This window comes from Enterobacter cloacae complex sp. ECNIH7 (genome assembly GCF_002208095.1).
GTDB lineage: Bacteria > Pseudomonadota > Gammaproteobacteria > Enterobacterales > Enterobacteriaceae > Enterobacter > Enterobacter cloacae_M.
Window position 1 is genome coordinate 1,337,249 of the sequence record NZ_CP017990.1, and the last position, 20,735, is coordinate 1,357,983.

The following is a 20,735-nucleotide window of genomic DNA, read 5'->3' on the forward strand; positions in this document are numbered from 1 at the left end:
CTATCTTATTTGGCTATGTTAGCATGTGCGCCCATGGAAAGGGTAGAAATAGACTCAAGGCTTTGTCATGAATCAAAAATCCTGGCTGCTCAACCTCAGCCTGCTGAAAACGCACCCGGCGTATCGCGCCGTTTTTATCGCTCGCTTTATCTCCATTTTGTCCCTCGGGCTGCTTGGCGTGGCCGTGCCGGTACAGATCCAGACCCTGACGCACTCCAGCTGGCTGGTGGGGTTATCCGTCACCTTAACCGGCGGGGCGATGTTCATCGGCCTGATGGTCGGCGGCGTGCTGGCGGACCGCTACGAGCGTAAAAAGCTGATCCTGCTGGCGCGCGGCACCTGCGGCGTGGGCTTTATCGGGCTGTGTCTGAACGCGATGCTGCCGGAGCCGTCGCTGATCGCCATTTACGCGCTGGGGCTGTGGGACGGTTTCTTCGCTTCGCTGGGCGTGACGGCGCTGCTGGCGGCAACGCCCGCGCTGGTCGGGCGCGAGAACCTGATGCAGGCGGGGGCGATTACCATGCTCACCGTGCGTCTGGGCTCGGTGATTTCGCCGATGGTGGGCGGCCTGCTGCTGGCGACCGGCAACGTGGCGTGGAACTACGGGCTGGCGGCGGCGGGAACCTTTATCACCACGCTGACGCTGCTGCGTCTGCCGCTGCTGCCGCCTCCGCCGCAGCCGCGCGAGCATCCGCTGAAATCGCTGATGGTCGCGATTCGTTTCCTGTTCAGCAACCCGCTGATTGGCGGGATTGCGCTGCTCGGCGGCCTGCTGACCATGGCGAGCGCCGTGCGCGTGCTCTACCCGGCATTAGCGGGAGCGTGGCAGATGAGCGCCTCGGAGATTGGTCTACTGTACGCCGCCATTCCGCTCGGCGCGGCGTGCGGGGCGCTGACCAGCGGCAACCTGGCGCAGAGCGCGCGTCCGGGGTTGATTATGCTGCTTGCCACGCTGGCCTCGTTTATCGCCATCGGCTTCTTCAGCCTGATGCCGGTGTGGGCTCTCGGGGTGCTGTGTCTGGTGATTTTCGGCTGGCTGAGCGCCATCAGCTCGCTGCTGCAGTACACCCTGATCCAGACCCAGACGCCGGAAGGGATGCTCGGGCGCATTAACGGCCTGTGGACGGCGCAGAACGTGACGGGTGATGCGATTGGCGCGGCGATCCTCGGCGGGCTGGGCGCGATGATGACTCCGGCGGCCTCGGCGAGCTGCGGCGGGTTTGCGTTAGCGATGGTTGGCGGGATTTTGTTAGTGGCGCTGGTGGAGTTGCGGCGGTTCAGGCAGGAGGTTGTGTTGAACGACGGGGCGGCCTGATGCCCTCACCCCGGCCCTCTCCCACAGGGAGAGGGAGGGGAAATGCCTACTTAAACAATGCATTCAATCTGTCTAACACCAACATCGCGCTGTAATAATCCAGGCGGAACGTCTCCGTTCCCAATGCCCAGACCCGTTTGTTTTTCACCGACGGCAAATGCGCCAGCAGCGGGTTGGCGTAAATCGCATCCACGTCTTTCTGGTCGCCGGCAAACACAAACAGCCCTTTGCCGTTCAGCCCCGTCGCCAGATTTTCACCGCCCAGTTGAATGATGTCGTGGCGTTTGCCCTGGCTTTTTGAGGTGTGCAGTCCGGCGGGCAGCTCCGCCAGCGTAAAGCCCAGCTGGTGCAGCAGCTTGCCCTGCGCCGATTCCGCAGTCCACAGGTTGGCGCTGTGCGCGGCGGCGGTATAGACGATGGCGTTGACAGGCTGCGGTGGCAGCTTCATCTGCTCTTTAACCTGCGCGAGCTGTTTATCAAACGCGGCAATGCGCTCTGCGGCCTGTTTTTCCTGCCCGGTAATAGTGCCCAGCTGGGTCAGCAGTTCCTGCCAGCTCTTGTCGTCGTAGTTGATGATAAGCGTTGGGGCGATGGCGGAGAGCTGATCGTACAGCGCCAGCGCGGAATCCCCGCCGGTAGCGCTGATCAAAATCAGATCCGGCATTTGCGCGGCGACCGCTTCGGCGCTCGGCTCGCCGATGTACAGCCGTGCAACCTTGCGCTGTTTCGCAATATCACCCCACTGGCGCAAAAAGCCCTGCGCATCCGCCACGCGGTTGTTCGGCGTGGTGGCGCCGCTGGCGACGACCGGGGCGTCAATCGCCAGCAGGGAGCCGGTTAAGGTCACGCTGGTGGAGACAATGCGCGTCGGTTTGCTCTCAAGCGTGTGAACGCCTCGGCTGTCGGTCACCTGACGCGGCCAGTCGGCGGCAGCGGCTGAGGCAAGTCCTAAAACAAAAAGTGCAGATAAAAGCAGGGTATTACGGAATAGGGCAGGGAATTTCACAGCGCGACATCCTGTTTTTTTTGAAGATAATGCTTCTCATTTTCATGGTTGCCGCGAAGGGATGCAAGCTTTTGTCGCATAAGTTATTTGTCCGACGGTTGACAGCGAAGCGATGTGGGATTAGGTTAGCCGACGAAAATATAAATGATAATCATTATTGCTTCTTTTATCATTTTGAGGAGGATGATATGGACACGTCCCTGGCTGAGGAAGTTCAGCACACCGCGACCACGCTGCAATCAGACAGCTTTTTCTTTATGTCGCCTTACCGCAGTTTTACAACCTCAGGCTGTTTTGCCCGCTTCTCTGAACCCGCCGTCTGCGGCGACGATCCGGCGGGGCACTTCCAGCAAAAATTAGCCCAGGCCTTCCGGAATGCGAAAGCCAGCGGCATCGCTCACCCGGTGATGGTAGGGGCTATTCCGTTCGATACTCGCAAGCCATCTTCTCTGTTTATTCCGCAGCGCTGGCAGACCTTTTCCCGTCCCGCGCGTCAGCAGTCCGCACGCTATTTCTCCGGCGCGCAGGCGCTGAAGGTGGAACAGCGCACCGAGATCCCCGCTCAGCCCGTGTTCGAAGAGATGGTCGCGCGCGCCGCGTCGCTCACCGCCACGCCGCAGGTGAATAAGGTAGTGCTGTCGCGCCTGATTGATATCGCCACCGATAAAAACATGGATAGCGGTGCGCTGATGGAGCGGCTGCTCGCCCAGAACCCGGCGAGCTTTAACTTCCACGTGCCGCTGGAGGACGGCGGCGTGCTGCTCGGCGCCAGCCCCGAACTGCTGCTGCGTAAAGAGGGCGCGCACTTTAGCTCGCTGCCGCTGGCAGGCTCTGCGCGCCGCCAGCCGGACGACGTATTGGATCGCGAAGCGGGCAATAAGCTGCTCGCCTCCGAAAAAGACCGTCACGAGCACGATCTCGTAACCCAGGCGATGAAGGCCATTCTGGCACCGCGCAGCCACCACCTGAGCATGCCGTCTTCCCCGCAGCTCATCACCACGCCGACGCTGTGGCATCTGGCGACGCCGGTTGAAGGTGACGCGCGTGAAAATGAAAACGCCCTGACGCTGGCCTGCCTGCTGCACCCGACCCCGGCCCTGAGCGGCTTCCCGCATCAGGCGGCAAAAGAGCTGATTGCCGAGCTGGAGCCGTTCGACCGCGAGCTGTTCGGCGGCATCGTCGGCTGGTGCGACAGCGAAGGCAACGGCGAGTGGGTGGTGACCATCCGCTGCGCGCGTCTGCATAAAAACACCGTTCGCCTGTTTGCCGGCGCGGGCATTGTGCCGGCCTCCTCGCCGGTGGGCGAGTGGCGCGAGACGGGCGTGAAGCTCTCCACCATGCTTAACGTGTTTGGCCTGCACTAAGGAACGCTCATGACTATTCCCTTTACCCGCTGGCCTGAGGAATTCGCCCGCCGCTACCGTGAAAAAGGCTACTGGCAGGATCTGTCGCTGACCCACATCCTGACGGACCGTGCGGACAGCGATGCGGTGGCGATTATCGACGGCGAGCGGCACATCACCTACCGCGCGTTTAATCAGGCGGTAAACAATCTGGCGTCCGCTCTTCAGGCGCGCGGGCTGCAGCGCGGCGAGACGGCGCTGGTGCAGCTCGGAAACGTGGCCGAGTTCTACATCACTTTCTTCGCGCTGCTGCAAATCGGCGTCGCGCCGGTGAACGCGCTCTTTAGCCATCAGCGCAGCGAGCTGAACGCTTACGCGGAGCAGATCAAACCCGCCGCGCTGATTGCCGATCGCGACCACGGGCTGTTTGCGGGCGATGATTTTCTTAACACCTTTGTGGATGCGCACCGCTCGGTTCGCGTCGTGCTGCTGCGCGGCGATAAGGACGAACACGCCCTGGAAGCGGCGATTGCGCGTCCGGCGGACAATTTCATCCCGAACCCAACGCCCGCCGACGAAGTGGCGTTTTTCCAGCTTTCCGGCGGTAGCACCGGCACGCCGAAGCTGATCCCGCGCACGCACAACGATTACGACTACAGCATTCGCCGCAGCAACGAGATTTGCGGCATCACCGCCGATACGCGTTACCTGAACGCGCTGCCCGCAGCGCATAACTACGCCATGAGTTCGCCGGGATCGTTAGGCGTCTTCACCGCGGGCGGCTGCGTAGTGCTGGCGAACGATCCGAGCGCCACGCTCTGCTTCCCGCTGATTGAACGGCATCAGATTAACGTCACCTCGCTGGTTCCTCCGGCGGTGAGCCTCTGGCTGCAGGCGATTGCCGACGGCGCGGGAAGCGCGCAGCTTAAATCCCTCAGGCTGCTGCAGGTGGGGGGCGCACGTCTCTCCGCCACGCTCGCGGCGCGCATTCCGGCGGAAATCGGCTGCCAGCTTCAACAGGTGTTCGGCATGGCGGAAGGGCTGGTGAACTACACCGCGCTCGACGACGCGCCGGAACGCATCATCAACACCCAGGGCCGCCCGATGTGCCCGGACGACGAAGTTTGGGTGGCGGACGAGAACGGAAACCCGCTGCCGCGCGGTGAGGTTGGGCGTCTGATGACGCGCGGGCCGTATACCTTCCGCGGCTATTTCAACAGCCCGGAACACAACGCCAGCGCCTTTGACGCCGACGGCTTTTACTGCTCCGGCGATCTGATTGCCATTGACGAGCAGGGCTACATCACCGTGCAGGGGCGCGAGAAAGATCAGATCAACCGCGGCGGCGAGAAGATCGCCGCCGAAGAGATTGAAAACCTGCTGCTGCGCCACGAGTCGGTGATCCACGCCGCGCTGGTGAGCATGGAGGACAGCCTGCTGGGCGAAAAAAGCTGCGCGTATCTGGTGGTGAAACAGCCCCTGCGCGCGGTCGAGGTGCGCCGCTTCCTGCGCGAGCAGGGCGTTGCCGAATTCAAGCTGCCGGACCGCGTGGAGAGCGTGGATGCGCTCCCGCTAACGCCGGTCGGTAAAGTCGATAAGAAACAGTTGCGCCTGTGGCTTGCTGAACGCGCCCGGGGCTGAGGAACAGAGTATGGCCATTCCAAAATTAACCGCTTACGCGCTGCCGACCGCCGCAGATCTGCCGACCAACAAGGTGAACTGGGCGTTCGAGCCTGAGTGCGCCGCGCTGCTAATCCACGATATGCAGGAGTATTTCCTGAACTTCTGGGGCGAAAACAGCGCGATGATGCAGCAGGTGGTGGCGAATATCGCCAGACTGCGCGCTTACTGCAAAGCGCACAATATTCCCGTCTACTACACCGCCCAGCCGAAAGAGCAGAGCGACGAAGACCGCGCCCTGCTGAACGACATGTGGGGGCCGGGCCTGACCCGCTCACCGGAGCAGCAGCGCATTGTAAGTGAACTGACCCCGGACGAAGCGGACACGGTGCTGGTGAAGTGGCGCTACAGCGCGTTTCACCGCTCGCCGCTGGAGCAGATGCTGAAAGAGACGGGCCGCAACCAGCTGCTGATTACCGGCGTCTACGCCCACATCGGCTGCATGACCACCGCCACCGACGCCTTTATGCGCGACATCAAGCCGTTCTTTATTGCCGACGCGCTGGCGGATTTCACCCGCGACGAGCATCTGATGTCGCTGAAATACGTGGCCGGACGTTCGGGTCGCGTGGTCATGACCAACGAGCTGCTGCCTTCCGTTCCGGCGACCAAAGCCGCGCTGCGCGAGCTGATCCTGCAGCTGCTGGACGAGTCCGACGAGCCGATGGATGACGAAAACCTGATCGACTACGGCCTGGACTCGGTGCGCATGATGGCGCTGGCCGCCCGCTGGCGCAAAGTGCACGGCGATATCGACTTCGTGATGCTGGCAAAAAATCCCACAATCGACGCCTGGTGGGCGCTGCTCTCCCGCGAGGTGAAGTGATGGGGCTGGATTTCACCGGTAAAACCGTCTGGGTGACGGGCGCGGGTAAGGGGATTGGCTACGCGACGGCGCTGGCGTTTGTGGAGGCGGGCGCACGGGTGACCGGCTTCGATCTGGCGTTTCCGCTGGGCGATTATCCGTTCGCCACTGAAAACCTTGACGTGGCGGATGCCGCGCAGGTGCATGAGGTGTGCGGGCGTGCGCTGGCGTCGCTTGAACGGCTGGACGTGCTGGTCAACGCGGCGGGCATTCTGCGCATGGGGGCGACGGACCAGCTTTCGCAGGAGGACTGGCAGCAGACCTTCGCGGTTAACGTCGGCGGCGCGTTCAACCTGTTCCAGCTGACGATGGGCCAGTTCCGCCGTCAGCAGGGCGGGGCGATAGTCACCGTGGCGTCCGACGCGGCGCACACGCCGCGCATCGGCATGAGCGCCTACGGCGCGTCGAAGGCGGCGCTGAAAAGCCTGGCTATGACCGTCGGGCTGGAGCTGGCGGGCAGCGGCGTGCGCTGTAACCTGGTGTCGCCGGGCTCAACGGACACCGATATGCAGCGCACCCTGTGGAAAAGCGACGACGCGAAGCAGCAGCGTATTCGCGGCTTTGGCGAGCAGTTCAAGCTTGGCATTCCGCTGGGCAAAATAGCTCGTCCGGAGGAGATTGCCAGCACGGTGCTGTTCCTTGCATCCGATGCCGCCAGCCATATCACCCTGCAGGATATCGTGGTGGACGGCGGCTCCACGCTGGGAGCGTAAGATGATCTGGAAACGTCATTTACCGCTCGAGGAGCTGAACGCGACCAGCCTGAATACGCTGGTGGCGCATCTCGGCATTGTCTATACCCGTATCGGTGACGACACGCTGGAAGCGGAGATGCCGGTGGATGCGCGCACCCATCAGCCGTTTGGCCTGCTGCACGGCGGCGCGTCGGCGGCGCTGGCGGAAACGCTGGGGTCGATGGCCGGTTTTCTGATGACCCGCGACGGGCAGAGCGTGGTGGGGACGGAGCTTAACGCCACGCACCATCGTGCGGTCTCTCACGGCAAAGTGCGCGGCGTTTGCCAGCCGCTGCATCTGGGGCGTTCGAGCCAGAGCTGGGAGATTGTGGTATTCGACGAGCAGGGGCGGCGGTGCTGCACCTGTCGGCTGAGCACGATGGTGTTGGGCTAAGCCAGGCAGATCAAAGTGATCGGCTTAACACTGTGGTGTAAATCTCTGGTTTGACCACGCATTATTGCGTTTCAAAGTTGTTAAATTTTTCCGGTTGTTCTAGAAACAAAATGTAACATCTCACTGTTTCACAACAACGGACAACAACTATGAACAACTCAGGGAAATACCTTATATGGGCAGGGCTCTCCGTTGTGGGAGCCTTTGCCCTGGGCTATATCGCCCTCAACCGGGGGGAACAGATCAATGCGCTCTGGATCGTCGTCGCCTCCGTCTGCATTTATCTGATCGCGTACCGTTTTTATGGCCGCTATATCGCCAAGAACGTTCTGGCCGTTGACGCTACGCGCATGACGCCTGCCGTCCGCCATAACGACGGGCTGGACTACGTGCCGACCGACAAAAAAGTGCTGTTCGGTCACCATTTTGCGGCGATTGCCGGAGCGGGCCCGCTGGTAGGGCCGGTGCTGGCGGCGCAGATGGGCTACCTGCCGGGTATGATCTGGATCCTCGCGGGCGTGGTGCTGGCGGGCGCGGTGCAGGACTTTATGGTGCTGTTCGTCTCCACCCGCCGCGACGGGCGTTCGCTGGGTGAGCTGGTGAAAGAGGAGATGGGGGCAACCGCCGGGGTAATTGCGCTGGTGGCGACCTTTATGATCATGGTGATCATCCTCGCGGTGCTGGCGATGATCGTGGTGAAAGCGCTGACCCACAGCCCGTGGGGGACCTATACCGTTGCCTTCACCATTCCGCTGGCGCTGTTTATGGGGATCTATATTCGCTACCTGCGCCCGGGCCGCATTGGTGAGGTGTCGGTAATTGGCCTGGTATTCCTGGTGTTCGCCATTATCTCCGGCGGCTGGGTGGCGGAAAGCCCGACCTGGGCGCCGTTCTTCGACTTTACCGGCGTCCAGCTGACCTGGATGCTGGTGGGCTATGGCTTTGTGGCGGCGGTGCTGCCGGTATGGCTGCTGCTGGCTCCGCGTGACTATCTCTCTACGTTCCTGAAAATCGGCACCATCGTCGGGCTGGCGATCGGCATTCTGATTATGCGTCCGACCCTGACCATGCCTGCGTTAACCAAATTCATTGACGGTACCGGCCCGGTCTGGACCGGTAACCTCTTCCCGTTCCTGTTTATCACCATCGCCTGCGGCGCGGTGTCGGGCTTCCACGCGCTGATCGCTTCCGGCACCACGCCGAAGATGCTGGCGAATGAAAATCAGGCCTGCCTGATCGGCTACGGCGGCATGCTGATGGAATCCTTTGTCGCCATCATGGCGCTGGTCTCTGCCTGCATCATCGACCCGGGCGTGTATTTCGCGATGAACAGCCCGATGGCGGTACTGGCACCGGCTGGTACCGTTGACGTGGTGGCGTCCGCCGCGCAGGTAGTGAGCGGCTGGGGCTTTGCGATTACCCCTGATACGTTGACGAGCATCGCCAGTGAAGTGGGCGAGCAGTCGATTATCTCCCGTGCGGGCGGGGCGCCGACGCTGGCGGTCGGCATGGCGTATATTCTTCACGGCGCGCTGGGCGGGCTGATGGACGTGTCGTTCTGGTATCACTTCGCCATCCTGTTCGAGGCGCTGTTTATCCTGACGGCGGTAGATGCGGGTACCCGTGCGGCGCGCTTTATGCTGCAGGACCTGCTGGGGGTGATCTCCCCGAACCTGAAGCGTACCGATTCGCTCCCGGCTAACCTGCTGGCGACGGCGCTGTGCGTGCTGGCGTGGGGATACTTCCTGCACCAGGGCGTGGTCGATCCGCTGGGCGGGATTAACACCCTGTGGCCGCTGTTTGGTATCGCCAACCAGATGCTGGCGGGCATGGCGCTGATGCTCTGCGCGGTGGTGCTGTTCAAGATGAAGCGCCAGCGTTACGCGTGGGTGGCACTGGTGCCAACCGCGTGGCTGCTGATCTGTACCCTGACGGCGGGCTGGCAGAAGGCCTTCAGCCCGGACAATAAGGTGGGCTTCCTGGCGATCGCCAACAAGTTCCAGGCGATGATCGACAGCGGTAAGATCCCGGCGCAGTACACCGAGTCCCAGCTGTCTCAGCTGGTGTTTAACAATCGTCTGGACGCCGGGCTGACCATCTTCTTTATGGTGGTGGTCGTGGTGCTGGCGTTGTATTCTCTGAAAACCGCGCTGGCGGCGTTGAAAAACGATAAGCCAACGGCGAAAGAGACGCCGTACGAGCCGATGCCTGAAAACCTGGAAGAGATTGTGACCCAGGCGAAAGGGGCGCACTAACCTGTGTGCCGGGTGGCGGCTTCGCCTTACCCGGCACACATTTCTTCTCCGGCCTTTCCCTTCGGGAGAGGGCCGGAAACAAACGAGACACTGATTATGTTCGACACCCTTTCCAAAGCAGGTAAGTACCTGGGCCAGGCCGCCAAAATGATGATTGGCGTGCCGGACTACGACAATTACGTCGAGCATATGCGCGTTAACCATCCGGACCAGACGCCCATGACCTACGAAGAATTTTTCCGCGACCGCCAGGATGCCCGCTACGGCGGCAAGGGCGGGGCGAAGTGCTGTTAACCCTCTTTCGGTAAATAGAGGCTGATCTGTTCCTGCTTGCAGCCGTAGATCGCCGCCAGCTTTTCACGGGTGCGCTTTTGCGGACGGGAGTCGAGCGCTTCCAGCTGCGACACGGCGGACTGGGTGATGCCGAGTTTTTCCGCCACCTCCTGCTGGGACATGCCGCGCAGGATACGCCACGCGGCCTGCAGGCTGACGTTCTGCCAGGTCATGATGCTGCATACTTCTCCCGGCAATTCCACGTCATCCAGATTATCGTGTTCGACTTCAATATCCTCCAGATCGTCATCGGTTTCGTCGTCAATTTCTGCCATCTGTAAGAGCATACGAAAATATTCGTGATAGGGAATAACGACGTACTGCGTTTTCCCATTATCGTCCTTGATTAGCTGTACAGCCATAGTTGGCACTCTCCTCATGCAGGTAAGTCGTTGAAGTTCTGCGCTTGACGGCCAAAACATAACAATGGTCATCGGGAGCGTCCCGAAGCGTATAGACGATGCGGTAATCGCCTACGCGAAGCCGGAAATGATTTTCTGCCGTCGATATTTTTTTGATATCGGGCCGGGGAGCCGAGCTGTCATCCAGCTCGGGGAGCTTTACCTCAATTCGACGCTGATATCGCTCGTCAATTCTGGAAAATGCCTTTTTTGCACCATTTGACCAGACAATCTTCATCCGTACCTCCACTGTACGCCCACACAAAGTATAAGGAAATAATAAGGCTATTAGATAAATTCCGAATTTCTAATGGGATACTGTAGAGCGGTGAAATAACCGGAGAAAGCGGCAAAACGCGAACCGTCGAGGGCGCTCGGAAACGCCTCTGCCGGGCGACAGAGGCTTGCAGGGAGATTGCGATCAGGCGTTCAAACCGCCGTCCACGTCCAGGCCGGTACCGGAGATCTGCCCGGCCGCCGGGCTGGCAAGAAACGTGACCGCCGCCGCGACGTCTTCCGGCTGACCGTAATGACCCAAAGCAATAAGCTGACGCTGAGAGTCAGCCTGTTCCCCGTCTTCCGGGTTCATATCGCTGTTGGTGGGGCCGGGGTGCACCAGGTTAACGGTAATACCGCGCGGCCCTAAATCACGAGCCAGCCCGCGGGTGAGGGAATTCAGCGCCGATTTGGTCATCGAGTAAACGGCAATGCCCGGCTGCGCCACGCGGTTTGCCAGACAGCTTCCGATATTGATAATGCGCCCGCCGTCGGACATGTGCACCAGCGCTTCCTGAATGGCGATCACCACGCCGCGAATATTGACGTTGATAAGGGCGTCAATGTCCGCCAGCGTCATGGACTCCAGCGGGCCGCCGCGCGCGATCCCGGCGTTGTTGACCAGAATGTCCAGCCCGCCAAGAGAACGCGCCGCATGGGTGACGGCATCCTGAATCGCCTGCGCGCTGGCGCTGTCGGCCTGCACGGCTTCGCTGTGGCGCCCCAGCGCCTTAATCTCATCGGCGACCGCCTGGGCTTTATCGGCAGATTTTTCATACGTAATAATCACATCCGCACCGGCGCGCGCCAGCGACAGGGCAATCGCACGACCCAGCCCGCGGCTGGCACCGGTAACCAGCGCCTTTTTACCTGTTAAATCGATCTGCATGATGACCTCGTTACGAGAGTGGTAAGAATCATCATTAGGTATAGCCTGTCGGGGCGATTAACGGCTGAAGGATTCCACTTTCTCAAACGCGGCGCGCAGAACGTCAGGCGTTAACGTAACAGGTAAATAGTGAATCGACTCCACCGGGCGCAGGGTGTGGGCGATGACCCGATCCAGCTCGTCGCGGTTATTGATGTCGACGTCCAGCTCGCACAGCGTGGTCGGCAGGTTAAAACGCTGGTACGCCGCGACCAGTTGCGCCAGCACGTCGTCCTGGCCGAGCAGGGCGCTCTGCACCAGAATCCCGTAGGCTACCTTGGTGCCGTGCAGGTATTTTTCCGTCTGCGGCAGCACGGTTAAGCCGTTGTGTACCGCATGCGCCGCCGCCACGCGGGTATAGCGCTCGCCCAGGCCGCCAACCATTCCGCCGCCGGCGATGATTGCATCGACCACGTCCCGAAACGCCTGCGTCTGTTCGCCGCGCTGCTGGTCGGCCAGCGCCTCTTCGCTGCGCGTCAGCAGCACGTCGCGGATCGCCAGCGCGCCGTTGATGCCCAGCCGCACGGTCAGCGGCAGGTTCTCCGGCTCAGGTGCCAATACCACCGCTTCGTACCACTTCGCCAGCGTATCGCCGATGCCCGCCAGCAGATACTCCGCCGGGGCGTTAAGGACGATCTGCGGCTCCACCAGCACCAGGAAGTTGGCGTCGTCGAAGATCTCAAAATGCAGCGCCTGACCGGCATCGTTGTACCAGACGGAGAGCGGGGTCCACGCCGCGCAGGTGGCGGCAATGGTGGGGATGCCCACGAACGTCACCCCTAAGCGGCGCGCCACGGCCTTGACGGTATCCATCACCGCGCCGCCGCCGACGCCAATCACCACGCTGGCATCGCTGCCGGATTCATTCACCAGATGGGTGACGTCGCGCTCGCTGCAGTGGCCTTTAAACAGCAGGCGTTTCGCCCCTGGCGCGTTAAAGCTCTCCGGCAGGAAAGGGCGCGCGCCTTCGATAGCGCGCTCGCCGTAAATCCACACCGCGCGGGAAAGCTGTTCCGGGGTAAAGAAGTTATCCAGCCGCGCAAGGCTTCCTGGATGAGAGAAGTAGTTCGCCGGGCCAGGCACGACGCGGATATCGGTGTTGCTCATGATGGTGTCCTTTTTGCGGAAGCGCTAACCCGATGTTATGTCTGGACATCCGGATGGCTAATAATATTTCGCTTTAACTTATGCCTTTTCCGTCGTTGTCAGTCAACCGGAGCTGTGAAAAATTCGATAAATCAGAAGAGTAATGAAGGATTTACGCGGATGGTTTCCAGTCGCCTTGAGATGCGCGGTATCAGCCTGGCCTTTTCCGGCTTTCAGGCGCTGTCGCGCGTGGACTTTACCTTAACCGGCGGATCCGTACACGCCCTGACCGGCGCCAACGGCGCGGGGAAATCGACGCTGATGGCGGTGCTGTGCGGCACGCACGACCACTATGAGGGCGAGATCAGCATCAACAACCAGCCGGTGAGCATCCGCGAACCGCTTGACGCCAAACGGCTGGGGATCCACCTCGTTCAGCAGGAGGTGGACGTGGCGCTGATCCCGGGGTTAAGCATTGCCGAAAACATCATGCTCGACCAGCTGGCGCAGCCAGGGCATCGCTTCAGCTGGCGCGCGATCCGCCAGCAGGCGAGACAGGCGCTGGCGCAGCTCGACGTGACGCTGGACGTTCGCCGTTCCATCGACGGCTGTTCGCTGGCCGAAAAGCAGCAGATTTTGCTGGCGCGGGCGCTGTCCCACCACTGCCGTTTTTTGATTCTTGATGAGCCCACCGCGCCGCTGGACGCGCATGAGAGCGAGCGCCTGTTTGGGGTGGTGAGACGCTTAAAGCAGCAGGGCATCGGCGTGGTGTTTATCTCTCACCGCATTCACGAGCTGAAGGCCATCTGCGACACCCTGACGGTGTTGCGCGACGGCAAGCTGATCGAGTCCGGCCCGATGGCCGATCTTAGCGGCGAAGCGATCGTCGAGAAGATGCTCGGCCACGTGCTGAGCGATATCTATCCGCCCGCGAGGCCGCCGCACGGCGAAGAGACGCTGCTGCGGGTGGAAGGTCTGCATGACGACGCGCTGCTGAAAGATATCTCCCTGCACCTGCGCAAAGGCGAAATTCTCGGGATTGCCGGGCTGGCGGGCGCGGGAAAAACTGAACTCTGCAAGGCGCTGTTTGGCGCCACCAAAAGCCGCGTGGCGCGCGGTGAGCTGAATCATCAATCCTGGCAGCCGTGCGACCCGGCCGACTCCGTGCTGCGCGGTCTGGCGCTGGTGCCGGAGGAGCGGCGCAAAGAGGGCATTTTTATCGACGAACCGGTGAGCATGAACCTTGCCGTGTGCGCAGATAACAGCTTTTCGCGCTGGAGCCTTTTTGGCCATCGTCAGGCGTGGCGCTGGGCGGAAGAGGTGATAGCCCGCGTCGGCGTGCGCGCGCGTGGGCCGGGGCAGGTGCTGCGCCGTCTCTCCGGCGGCAACCAGCAGAAGGTTGCCATCGGTAAATGGCTGCGCAATGACGCCAGCGTGCTGATATTCGACGAGCCGACCAAAGGCGTGGACGTGAAGGCCAAAACCGATCTGTTCCAGCTGATTGACGGCCTGGCGCGCGAGGGCAAAGGGGTAATTTACGCTTCGGGCGAATTTGCCGAACTGGTCGGGCTGTGCGACCGCATCTGCGTGCTGTGGGACGGGCGCATCGTGGCGGAAATCGCCGGGGCCGAGGCCCGCGAAGAGACACTACTTTATTATTCAACCGGAGGAACGGCGTCGTGAGCAAGGCCCTTTCAGTGAACGCGGCGGCGTCTGGCCGCCAGCAGATTTTCGATTTTCTCTACAGGTGGGGCATGCTGTTGACCGTCGTCGCGCTGGTGGCCGTCTTTGGCCTGGCGTCGGACAGCTTCCTCGATCCGAACAACATCATCAACATTCTGCGCTCAATTGCCATCGTGACGGTGATTGCCATTGGCGTGTCGATCTCGTTGACCATCGGCGGGTTCGATCTCTCCGTCGGATCCACCGCCTCGCTGGCGAACGCGCTGGTGGTTTCACTTTTCGTCTGGCACGGCTTGGGTACCACCGAGTCGATTCTGATCACCCTCGCGCTCTGCACCCTGGTGGGGCTGTTTAACGCTTTTCTGATCGTCATCCTGCGTATTCCGGACATGCTCGCGACGCTTGCCAGCCTGTTCGTCATTCAGGGCGTGGCGATGACCTACAGCTACGGCGGGTCGATTACCGAGAATATGGTGCTGCCGAGCGGCGACATGGCGGAAGGGACCATTCCGGCGGCGTTCAGCCTGCTGGGGCAGGTGCCGACCATCGTGATCGTCATGCTGGTGGTGACCGTTCTGGCGCAGCTGGGCCTCTCGTTGACCACGCACGGGCGCCGGATGTACGCCATCGGCGGCAACCCCGAAGCCGCGCGTCTCTCCGGCATTCGTACCACGCGCTACAAGGTGGCGGCCTACGTGATTGCCTCTCTGCTGGCGGGACTGGGCGGGATTTTGCTGGCTTCGCGCATCGGTTCGTCGCAGGTAAATGCGGGCGGCGGATACCTGATGGATGCGGTGGCGGCGGCGTGGATTGGCTTCTCCCTGGCAGGCTCCGGCAAGCCGAACGCGCTGGGAACCCTGGTCGGAGCGGTCATTCTCGGCGTGCTGTCGAACGGGCTGGTGATGCTATCCGTGCCGTACTACGCCATGGACATTATAAAAGGGCTGGTGCTCGCAGTAGCGCTGGCGATTACCTACATACAAAAACGCTGACAACACAACGGGATAAAAAATGAAAAAGATTGCACTCTCTTTGGTGGCACTTGGGTTGCTCACTGCTCTGCCAGGCTTCGCGGCTACGCCCGCGCCGCTTCCGGCTGCCATTGCGAACCATGACGGCCCGATCCGCATCGCGGTGATCCGTAACCTCGGCTCAGACGACAACACCACGCAGTTTATTGCCGGGGCAATTCAGGAAGGGAAAAAGCTCGGCTTTAAGGTCAGCACCTTTTTAAGCAACGGGGACGACGCCAAATTCCAGGACTTCGTGAACCAGGCCATCAGCCAGAAATATGACGGGATTATTCTCTCTCAGGGGCGCGATCCGTACTCCACCGCGCTGGTAAAGAAAGCGGTGGATGCCGGGATCAAAGTTTCAGTCTTTGATACGGCGGTTAACGGCGAGATCCCGGGCGTAACCGTCACCCAGCAGGACGATGCCTCCCTGACGAACCTCTCCTTCGGCCAGCTGGCGAAAGATTTCAACGGCAAGGCCAATATCGTCAAGCTGTGGGTGGCGGGCTTCCCGCCGATGGAGCGTCGTCAGGCGGCCTATAAAGAGCTGCAAAAGCAGTATCCGGACATCAAAGAGCTGGAGTCTATCGGCGCCGTTTCCTCTGACGTGCAGGGCGATACCGCCAACAAGGTGGGTGCAATCCTCGCGAAATATCCGAAAGGCAAAATCGACGCCATCTGGGGCACGTGGGACGCCTTCAGCCAGGGCGCGTATAAGGCGCTGAAAGAGAACGGCCGCACCGAAATCAAGCTCTACAGCATCGACATCTCCAACCAGGACCTGCAGCTGATGCGCGAGCCGGGCAGCGCGTGGAAGGTGAGCGTGGCGGTGGATCCGAAGCTGATTGGCGCGACTAACGTGCGTCTGGTGGCGAACAAGATTGCCGGGGAAGCCACGCCTGCGACCTACGATTTCAAAGCGGCGGCCATTCCTCAGGCGCTGCTGACCGCCCAGCCGGGCCCGGTGAACGTGGCGTCGCTGGGGAAAATCATTCCGGGCTGGGGCCAGACGGAAGATTTTATCGCGCCATGGTTTGCGACGCTGGAAGCGAAGAATAAATAAAACCAGGCCGGGTGGCGTCAGGTGCGGCCTGATGCCCTCACCCCGGCCCTCTCCCGCACGGAGAGGGGGAAAACCAACAGTACCCGTAGGCCCGGTAAGCGTAGCGCCAACGGGCGAAAGGAGTTCAAGGTGTCTCAACTACCCCCACCCGAATACAGCCGCAATATGCGGCTGATTGGCCATAGCGATCAGGGCGGTCGTCCGGACGGCGTACAGCTGATGGTGCATCGCGGTTTCGCCTGGATCGGCCATATGGTGTCGCAGGGCTTTTCGATTGTCGACGTGCGCGACCCGAAGAACCCGAAAGCGGCGGGCTACGTGCCCGCGCCGCCCGGCACCTGGAACGTGCACCTGCAGGCGCATGACGATCTCCTGCTGGTCATCAACGCGCGGGATCTTTTTGCCGATGCGCGTTTTGCCGATGAGAAGGTCTACTACACCCGCCAGGTAGGGGAGACCGTCAGCGACGTGCAGGACAAAGGCTGGAGCGCCGGGCTGCGCGTATTTGATATCTCCAAGCCCGACAGGCCGCGCGAAATCGGCTTTCTGTCGCTGAGCGGCATCGGCATTCACCGCATCTGGTACGTCGGCGGACGCTGGGCCTACGTTTCAGCACTCATTGACGGCTTTACCGACTACATCTTTCTGACCATCGACCTGGCGGACCCGCGCAAGCCTGAAGTGGCGGGGCGCTGGTGGCTGCCGGGGATGAACCAGGCGGAAGGGGAGAAGCCGAACTGGCCGGAAGGGAAACGCTACGCGCTGCACCACGCGATTATCGCGGGCGATACCGCCTACGGCAGCTGGCGCGACGGCGGCCTGACGCTGCTGGACGTGAAGGACCGCACCCGGCCGAAGCTGATTAGCCACCGCAACTGGAGCCCGCCGTTTGGCGGCGGAACGCACACCGCGCTGCCGCTGCCGGACCGCGATTTGCTGGTGGTGCTGGACGAAGCGGTGCTGGATAACCAGGAGGACGGCGAAAAGCTGATCTGGCTGTTTGATATCCGCGAGCCGTCGAACCCGGTCAGCATCTCGACCTTCCCGCAGCCGGATGAAACCGACTATGTGGCGAAAGGTGCGCATTTCGGGCCGCATAACCTGCACGAGAACCGGCCGGGGAGCTTCGTCAGCTCGACGCTGATTTTTGCGACGTATCAGAACGCGGGCGTGCGCGCGTATGACATTTCCAATCCGTATCGACCGGTGGAAACGGGGGCGCTGGTGCCCGCCGCGCCGGAGAGAATGATGGACACGCGGCCGAATCGCCCGCAGGTAATCCAGTCGTGCGACGTGTTTGTGGATGCGCAGGGGATTATTTACAGCACGGATTATAACGGCGGACTGTCGGTGATTGAGTATCTGGGATGAGTGCGGTTTGATGCCCTCACCCCGACCCTCTCCCACAGGGAGAGGGAGAAAATCAGAATCGTAGGCCCGGTAAGCGCAGCGCCACCGGGCACAAAGCCGGTACTCAGCTGTACTGCCGCACTCGTGCCACCAGATCTTCCGCGCTATCGATGCGGTCGGCAATGACAATCAGTGCTTTACCGAGCGTTATCGCGTGGCGCAGGCACTCGTGGCGCATCGCCTCGTCCTGGATGGTGTCGATATCCGCCACGTGGGAAAGCCCGACGCTGCGGCGAATGAGCTCGGTGCCGCAGAAGCCGATGGCGTCATGCCAGACCTTTTTCAGGAACGCGAAGGCATAGCCCGGCGCGCCGAGCGCGGCGTCGCGCGTTTTCTCGTTTGCCAGCGCCTGGAAGCGTTCCGCGAAGGTGTTCCACAGCTCCTGAATATCGGTCAGGCGCTGCTCGCGCGCGGCGGCGGCATCGCGAATGCCCAGGTGCCCCGGCAGCCCGCAGAAGTTCAGCAGCAGGTTGCCGATGGCGGTGCCGACGTCAAAGCCAATCGGGCCAAAGTAGCCGAACTCGGCGTCGATGGCCTTCAGGCTGCCGTCGGCCACAAAAATCGAGCCGCTGTGAATATCGCCGTGCAGGAGCGCTTCGGCGTGCGAGAAGAAGCGATGCTTCAGGGAGGCCACGGCAATTTTAAGCTGAGCGTCGTCGCGCAGGGCCGCGACGTCATTTTCCAGCTCGGCCGGATAGCTGTTGCGCTCATGGATCTGGTACGGATCGTTGAAGAACAGATCTTCGGTGATCTCGCACATCTCCGGGTTGATGAATTTCGCCACCTGCGCTTTCTTCTCGTGCGGGTGCAGGTAGAAATCGCTGGTGTGGAACAGCGCGTGCGCGAGGTATTCGCCCAGCTGCTGTGCCGCCTGCGGGTAGTAAATGTTGTTGATCAGCTCCCCGCGCCAGATGCGATGGCTGGAGAGATCTTCCATCACCATTACTGCCAGCTCCGGGTCAAAGTGGTGGATTTTCACCGTGTGCTGCGGGCTGTGCTGATAGTGCGCGACCAGCGTTTGCGCCTCCAGACGGGCGCGGTCCAGCGTCAGCGGCCAGGACTCCCCGACGCAGCGCACGTAAGGCAGCGCCTGCTTAACGACGATGCGGCTCACGCCCGCGCCGTCGAAAATTTTAAAGACCAGATTGAGGTTGCCGTCGCCTATTTCCTGCGCCTCTACCAGCGATGAAGGATCGTCAAGTCCGCCATACTGCCTGGCATACTCCACGGCGTCCTGAGCGGTAAAGGTACGGTATTGCGACATGGCCTGCTCCTCACGAGTTTTCTAATTAAGACATGTAGACGTCTATACATCTGGATTTCATCCTGACACAATGTGCTACAACAACGCAACAGGGAATTAACGACATGCAGACATTACAGACGACCAGCCTGCGGGTGGCGGATAATCAGCTCTTTATTCTCGATCAGCAGGCGCTTCCGCAGGAGAAATGCTGGCTGGATGCCTCGACGGTCGAGGCGCTGGTCGGGCATATCCACGCCCTGCGCGTGCGCGGCGCGCCGCTGATTGGTCTCTCTGCAAGCCTGCTGCTGGCGCTGCTGGCGGAAAACGGCAAAAGCCGCGACGAGCTGGCGGCGGCGCTGGAAACCCTGCGCGCCTCCCGCCCGACGGCGGTGAACCTGATGAACAATCTCGACCGCATGAAGATTGCGCTGTGGCAGGAAGAGTATGTTCCGGCGCTGGTGGCCGAGGCGCTGCGCCTGATTGACGAAGACAAACGGCTTTGCGACGCGATTGCCAAAGCCGGCAGCGCGCTGGTGAAGCCCGGCAGCCGTCTGCTGACCCACTGCAACACCGGCGGGCTGGCAACGGCGGGTGTCGGCACCGCATTGGGCGTGATTGCCCGCGCGCATCAGGACGGTAACGTCAGCAGCGTCTGGGTGGATGAAACCCGTCCGCTGCTGCAGGGCGGTAGACTGACCGCGTGGGAGCTAGGCGAGCTGGGCGTGCCGTACCAGCTGATTACCGATTCCATGGCCGCCAGCCTGATGGCGAAAGGGCAGGTAGACGCCGTGTGGGTGGGCGCAGACCGCATTGCGGCTAACGGCGACGTGGCGAACAAAATCGGCACCTACTCCCTGGCGGTGCTGGCAAAATTCCACGGCATTCCGTTCTATGTGGCCGCGCCGCAAACGACCCTCGACCCGGAATGCCCGAACGGCGACGCGATCCCGATTGAGCAGCGCGCCGCCAGCGAGGTGACGGGCGTCGCCGGAAGCTTTGGCGCGGTTCAGTGGGCGCCGGAAAACGCGCAGGTCTACAACCCGGCGTTTGACGTTACGCCAGCCTCGCTGATTAGCGGCTGGGTGCTGGATACGGGCGTGGTCACGCCGGAAGAGGTTGCGGAAGGGAAATTTGCCTGAGTCCGGCTATCCTTTAATGGGCTCCCTTAAGAGGACAACATCGTGACGCTCGATCCTGAAACTGACTTAAAACTGGAGCGCGTGGTGGATGCACCGCGCGACCTGCTTTGGCTCTGCTGGACTACGCCGGAACACATCAAAAACTTCTTCATTCCTGCTCCCCATAAGGTGACCGAATGCGATCTCGACCTCCGCGTGGGCGGGCGGTTCAACACCGTGTTTGAGGTGGACGGTCAGCGGATGGATAACCGGGGCGTCTTCCTGGAAATCGATCCCGGTAAAAAGCTGGTCTTTACCGACGGCTATACCGAAGGCTGGAAACCGGCCGAGAAGCCGTTTATGACGGCGATCCTGCTGCTGGAGGATGTGGGCGAGGGCAAGACCCGCTACACGGCGATTGCGCGTCATCCGACGAAGGAAATCCGCGAACAGCATGAACAGATGGGCTTCCACGAAGGGTGGGGGATTGTGCTGGATCAGCTGGTGGGGTATGTGAAAGGACTGGAGCGTTGAAGCCCGAGCGGCCTGATGCCCTCACTCCGACCCACTCCCACAGGGAGAGGGA

At 61.3% G+C, this 20,735-nt stretch carries 20 protein-coding genes; 14 read left to right on the plus strand and 6 right to left on the minus strand.

The features are described 5' to 3' along the window. Positions 1 to 67: 67 nt before the first annotated feature. Positions 68 to 1,315 (plus strand): enterobactin transporter EntS, encoded by a 1,248-nt coding sequence (gene entS, locus WM95_RS06490; RefSeq protein WP_063408634.1) that lies wholly within the window; start codon positions 68 to 70, stop codon positions 1,313 to 1,315. 46 nt (positions 1,316 to 1,361) lie between these two features. On the opposite strand, the gene fepB is transcribed toward entS, so the two are convergent. Continuing rightward, positions 1,362 to 2,321, minus strand: a complete 960-nt coding sequence (gene fepB / locus WM95_RS06495; protein ID WP_063408635.1) for a Fe2+-enterobactin ABC transporter substrate-binding protein — start codon at positions 2,319 to 2,321, stop codon at positions 1,362 to 1,364. A 188-nt stretch (positions 2,322 to 2,509) separates the two neighbouring features. Here fepB and entC point away from each other — a divergent pair, with 188 nt between their 5' ends. The 7 genes from entC to WM95_RS06530 all read left to right on the plus strand — a co-directional run bounded on the left by entC (position 2,510) and on the right by WM95_RS06530 (position 9,886). Then, positions 2,510 to 3,685, plus strand: coding sequence for an isochorismate synthase EntC (gene entC, locus WM95_RS06500; RefSeq protein ID WP_063408636.1), 1,176 nt, complete (start codon positions 2,510 to 2,512; stop codon positions 3,683 to 3,685). Positions 3,686 to 3,694: 9 nt separating this feature from the next. Then, the gene (gene entE, locus WM95_RS06505) at positions 3,695 to 5,305 is read left to right on the plus strand and encodes a (2,3-dihydroxybenzoyl)adenylate synthase EntE (RefSeq protein WP_063408637.1); all 1,611 of its coding nucleotides are present in this window, start codon (positions 3,695 to 3,697) and stop codon (positions 5,303 to 5,305) included. A 10-nt stretch (positions 5,306 to 5,315) separates the two neighbouring features. Further along, positions 5,316 to 6,170, plus strand: coding sequence for an isochorismatase (locus WM95_RS06510; RefSeq protein WP_088544699.1), 855 nt, complete (start codon positions 5,316 to 5,318; stop codon positions 6,168 to 6,170). Then, positions 6,167 to 6,922 carry a 2,3-dihydro-2,3-dihydroxybenzoate dehydrogenase EntA gene (entA, locus tag WM95_RS06515; protein ID WP_088544700.1) on the plus strand — a complete coding sequence of 252 codons (756 nt, stop codon included), beginning with the start codon at positions 6,167 to 6,169 and terminating at the stop codon, positions 6,920 to 6,922. The genes WM95_RS06510 and entA overlap by 4 nt, the downstream gene beginning before the upstream one ends. A 1-nt stretch (position 6,923) precedes the next feature. Beyond that, on the plus strand, positions 6,924 to 7,337 hold the full coding sequence (entH, locus tag WM95_RS06520) for a proofreading thioesterase EntH (protein ID WP_029740111.1): 414 nt from the start codon (positions 6,924 to 6,926) through the stop codon (positions 7,335 to 7,337). Between the two features lie 149 nt (positions 7,338 to 7,486). Further along, on the plus strand, positions 7,487 to 9,592 hold the full coding sequence (gene cstA, locus WM95_RS06525; RefSeq protein ID WP_023310711.1) for a pyruvate/proton symporter CstA: 2,106 nt from the start codon (positions 7,487 to 7,489) through the stop codon (positions 9,590 to 9,592). A 96-nt stretch (positions 9,593 to 9,688) separates the two neighbouring features. Then, positions 9,689 to 9,886 (plus strand): YbdD/YjiX family protein, encoded by a 198-nt coding sequence (locus tag WM95_RS06530; RefSeq protein WP_006809671.1) that lies wholly within the window; start codon positions 9,689 to 9,691, stop codon positions 9,884 to 9,886. On the opposite strand, the gene WM95_RS06535 is transcribed toward WM95_RS06530, so the two are convergent. The 4 genes from WM95_RS06535 to WM95_RS06550 form a co-directional block, all read right to left on the minus strand. Then, the gene (locus WM95_RS06535) at positions 9,883 to 10,287 is read right to left on the minus strand and encodes a helix-turn-helix domain-containing protein (RefSeq protein WP_023310712.1); all 405 of its coding nucleotides are present in this window, start codon (positions 10,285 to 10,287) and stop codon (positions 9,883 to 9,885) included. The genes WM95_RS06530 and WM95_RS06535 overlap by 4 nt on opposite strands. Beyond that, on the minus strand, positions 10,259 to 10,564 hold the full coding sequence (locus tag WM95_RS06540) for a type II toxin-antitoxin system RelE family toxin (protein WP_063408640.1): 306 nt from the start codon (positions 10,562 to 10,564) through the stop codon (positions 10,259 to 10,261). Before WM95_RS06540 ends, WM95_RS06535 begins: the two co-directional genes overlap by 29 nt. A gap of 183 nt (positions 10,565 to 10,747) precedes the next feature. Then, a complete protein-coding gene (locus WM95_RS06545; RefSeq protein WP_032661029.1) occupies positions 10,748 to 11,491 on the minus strand; it encodes an SDR family NAD(P)-dependent oxidoreductase in 744 nt (247 codons plus the stop codon). 57 nt (positions 11,492 to 11,548) lie between these two features. Further along, complete coding sequence (locus tag WM95_RS06550; RefSeq protein WP_063408641.1) at positions 11,549 to 12,637, minus strand: oxidoreductase; 1,089 nt, start codon at positions 12,635 to 12,637, stop codon at positions 11,549 to 11,551. Positions 12,638 to 12,796: 159 nt separating this feature from the next. On the opposite strand from WM95_RS06550, the gene WM95_RS06555 reads away from it, so the two are divergent. The 4 genes from WM95_RS06555 to WM95_RS06570 all read left to right on the plus strand — a co-directional run bounded on the left by WM95_RS06555 (position 12,797) and on the right by WM95_RS06570 (position 17,746). Then, positions 12,797 to 14,299 carry a sugar ABC transporter ATP-binding protein gene (locus tag WM95_RS06555; protein WP_063408642.1) on the plus strand — a complete coding sequence of 501 codons (1,503 nt, stop codon included), beginning with the start codon at positions 12,797 to 12,799 and terminating at the stop codon, positions 14,297 to 14,299. After that, positions 14,296 to 15,291 (plus strand): ABC transporter permease, encoded by a 996-nt coding sequence (locus WM95_RS06560; protein ID WP_045402078.1) that lies wholly within the window; start codon positions 14,296 to 14,298, stop codon positions 15,289 to 15,291. The genes WM95_RS06555 and WM95_RS06560 overlap by 4 nt, the downstream gene beginning before the upstream one ends. A gap of 19 nt (positions 15,292 to 15,310) precedes the next feature. Further along, complete coding sequence (locus WM95_RS06565) at positions 15,311 to 16,375, plus strand: sugar ABC transporter substrate-binding protein (protein ID WP_023310718.1); 1,065 nt, start codon at positions 15,311 to 15,313, stop codon at positions 16,373 to 16,375. A gap of 129 nt (positions 16,376 to 16,504) precedes the next feature. After that, entirely contained in the window at positions 16,505 to 17,746 is a 1,242-nt protein-coding gene (locus WM95_RS06570; protein ID WP_176600590.1) for an LVIVD repeat-containing protein, read from the plus strand. Between the two features lie 103 nt (positions 17,747 to 17,849). On the opposite strand, the gene mtnK is transcribed toward WM95_RS06570, so the two are convergent. Next, positions 17,850 to 19,049, minus strand: coding sequence for an S-methyl-5-thioribose kinase (gene mtnK / locus WM95_RS06575; RefSeq protein ID WP_063408644.1), 1,200 nt, complete (start codon positions 19,047 to 19,049; stop codon positions 17,850 to 17,852). Between the two features lie 104 nt (positions 19,050 to 19,153). Here mtnK and mtnA point away from each other — a divergent pair, with 104 nt between their 5' ends. Together mtnA and WM95_RS06585 are read left to right on the plus strand one after the other, a co-directional pair. Continuing rightward, a complete protein-coding gene (gene mtnA, locus WM95_RS06580; RefSeq protein ID WP_063408645.1) occupies positions 19,154 to 20,170 on the plus strand; it encodes an S-methyl-5-thioribose-1-phosphate isomerase in 1,017 nt (338 codons plus the stop codon). Between the two features lie 42 nt (positions 20,171 to 20,212). After that, the gene (locus tag WM95_RS06585) at positions 20,213 to 20,683 is read left to right on the plus strand and encodes an SRPBCC family protein (RefSeq protein WP_032641748.1); all 471 of its coding nucleotides are present in this window, start codon (positions 20,213 to 20,215) and stop codon (positions 20,681 to 20,683) included. Positions 20,684 to 20,735: the final 52 nt, after the last annotated feature.

Coding starts and splice junctions, on each gene's coding strand:
- WM95_RS06565 (WP_023310718.1), top strand. CDS start 15,311: ATGAAAAAGATTGCACTCTCTTTGGTGGCACTTGGGTTGCTCACTGCT.
- WM95_RS06510 (WP_088544699.1), top strand. CDS start 5,316: ATGGCCATTCCAAAATTAACCGCTTACGCGCTGCCGACCGCCGCAGAT.
- mtnA (WP_063408645.1), top strand. CDS start 19,154: ATGCAGACATTACAGACGACCAGCCTGCGGGTGGCGGATAATCAGCTC.
- WM95_RS06555 (WP_063408642.1), top strand. CDS start 12,797: ATGGTTTCCAGTCGCCTTGAGATGCGCGGTATCAGCCTGGCCTTTTCC.
- WM95_RS06530 (WP_006809671.1), top strand. CDS start 9,689: ATGTTCGACACCCTTTCCAAAGCAGGTAAGTACCTGGGCCAGGCCGCC.
- WM95_RS06545 (WP_032661029.1), bottom strand. CDS start 11,491: ATGCAGATCGATTTAACAGGTAAAAAGGCGCTGGTTACCGGTGCCAGC.
- entS (WP_063408634.1), top strand. CDS start 68: ATGAATCAAAAATCCTGGCTGCTCAACCTCAGCCTGCTGAAAACGCAC.
- WM95_RS06540 (WP_063408640.1), bottom strand. CDS start 10,564: ATGAAGATTGTCTGGTCAAATGGTGCAAAAAAGGCATTTTCCAGAATT.
- entE (WP_063408637.1), top strand. CDS start 3,695: ATGACTATTCCCTTTACCCGCTGGCCTGAGGAATTCGCCCGCCGCTAC.
- entC (WP_063408636.1), top strand. CDS start 2,510: ATGGACACGTCCCTGGCTGAGGAAGTTCAGCACACCGCGACCACGCTG.
- mtnK (WP_063408644.1), bottom strand. CDS start 19,049: ATGTCGCAATACCGTACCTTTACCGCTCAGGACGCCGTGGAGTATGCC.
- WM95_RS06535 (WP_023310712.1), bottom strand. CDS start 10,287: ATGGCTGTACAGCTAATCAAGGACGATAATGGGAAAACGCAGTACGTC.
- WM95_RS06550 (WP_063408641.1), bottom strand. CDS start 12,637: ATGAGCAACACCGATATCCGCGTCGTGCCTGGCCCGGCGAACTACTTC.
- entH (WP_029740111.1), top strand. CDS start 6,924: ATGATCTGGAAACGTCATTTACCGCTCGAGGAGCTGAACGCGACCAGC.
- cstA (WP_023310711.1), top strand. CDS start 7,487: ATGAACAACTCAGGGAAATACCTTATATGGGCAGGGCTCTCCGTTGTG.